This is a genomic window from Streptomyces sp. 8N616 (genome assembly GCF_052246385.1).
Taxonomy (GTDB): Bacteria; Actinomycetota; Actinomycetes; order Streptomycetales; family Streptomycetaceae; genus Streptomyces.
The window spans coordinates 1-1834 of record NZ_JBQQBY010000087.1 but is presented as its reverse complement, the minus strand read 5'-3'; the positions used below and the strand labels follow the sequence as shown (position 1 = coordinate 1834).

The window sequence follows — 1834 nt, the reverse complement described above, 5'->3', positions numbered from 1 at the left end:
TCGGCGGCCATTCGCTTCTCGCGACCAGGCTCGTCGGCCGTATCCGCACGGTCCTGGACGCCGAGCTGCCCATCCGGCAGCTTTTCGAGACGCCGACCGTCGCGGGTATCTCCGCGGCGCTGGAAGGTGCCTCGGTCGCCCGTCGGGGCGTGACCGCCCGTCCGCGGCCGGACCGCATTCCGTTGTCGTACGCACAGCAGCGGCTGTGGTTCCTGAACCAGTTCGAAGGCCCGACCGCCACCTACAACATTCCCGTCTCGCTGCGGTTGACCGGTCCCCTCGACCGTGAGGCCATGCGTCAGGCGCTGGCGGACGTGGTGGCGCGGCACGAGAGTCTGCGCACCGTCTTCACCGAGGACGCCGAGGGCTCGTACCAGATGATCCTCGAGCCGCGGGTCACCCATCCGGAGCTGACGGTCGTCGAATCGGATCCGCACACCATCGACGAGCAGCTGCGCGAGGCCGCCCGCCGCGGGTTCGACCTGTCCGCAGAAACGCCCCTGCGGGCCACGCTGTTCGCGTTGGGCGACGAGGAGCACGTACTTCTGCTGCTCCTGCATCACATCGTGAGTGATGCGTGGTCGCGTGGTCCGCTGGCGCGGGATCTTGCTGCCGCGTATGCGGCGCGTACGGCTGGTGAGGTGCCGTCGTGGTCGCCGCTGCCGGTGCAGTACGCCGACTACAGCCTGTGGCAGCGCGAGGTCCTGGGCTCCGAGGAGGACCCGGACAGTGAGATCTCTCGTCAGCTGGCGTACTGGCGGGATGCGTTGGCGGGTCTGCCGGATCAGTTGGAGTTGCCGACCGACCGGCCGCGGCCGGCTGTTGCTTCCCATCGGGGCGAGCGGATCGCCTTTGAGGTGCCGGCGGAGCTGTACGAGCGGGTGGTCGCCCTTGCCCGGGAGACTCAGGCCAGTCCGTTCATGGTGGTGCAGGCGGGCCTGGCGGCATTGCTGACCCGGCTGGGCGCCGGGACGGACATCCCCGTCGGCACCCCGATCGCAGGCCGCACCGACGACGCGCTCGAGAACTTGGTGGGTGTCTTCATCAACACGCTTGTGCTGCGCACGGACACCTCCGGCGACCCGACGGCCCGGGCGCTCATCGAGCGGGTGCGGGCGCAGAGCCTGTCGGCGTACGCGCATCAGGATCTGCCGTTCGAGCGGCTGGTCGAGGTGGTCAATCCGGAGCGGTCGCTGTCCCGGCACCCCCTCTTCCAGGTGCTGCTGGCCTTCAACAACACGGACACGGCCGCCGTGGACGACGCCGTAGCCCAGCTGCCCGGCCTGACGGTCACGCGGGCCGCCACCGACACGGGCGTCGGCAAGTTCGACCTGTCGTTCGCCTTCGCCGACCGGCGCGGTGCCGGCAACGAGCAGGCGGGCCTGCAGGGTGTGCTGGAGTACAGCACCGATCTGTTCGACCCGGCGACGGTTGAAGCGTTGGGGCAGCGCTTCCTCCGCGTACTCGAGGCCATGGTCACCGGGCCCGACGAGCCGATCAGCCGAGCGGAGCTGCTGGATGCCGATGAGGCCCGCAGGCTGCTGGTGGAGTGGAATGACACCGGGCGTGTGGTGCCGTCGCTGTCGGTTTCCGAGTGGTTCGAGGAGCGGGTTGCCGGTGCTCCGGATGCGGCTGCGGTGGTAGCCGGGGATGTGGTGCTGTCGTATGCGGAGCTGAATGCGCGGGCCAATCGGCTGGCCCGGTTGTTGGTCGGTCGGGGGGCGGGGCCCGGGCGGTTTGTGGCGGTGGCGTTGCCTCGGTCGGCGGATCTGGTGGTGGCGCTGCTGGCGGTGCTGAAGTCGGGTGCGGCGTATCTGCCGTTGGACACCGAGTA

At 69.6% G+C, this 1834-nt stretch carries 1 protein-coding gene; it reads left to right on the top strand.

Annotated elements, in window-relative coordinates; translation table 11 throughout:
* Nucleotides 1–1834 (top strand): condensation domain-containing protein (locus tag ACTWQC_RS35720; protein WP_443320035.1); only part of this gene is annotated, 1834 nt, incomplete at both ends.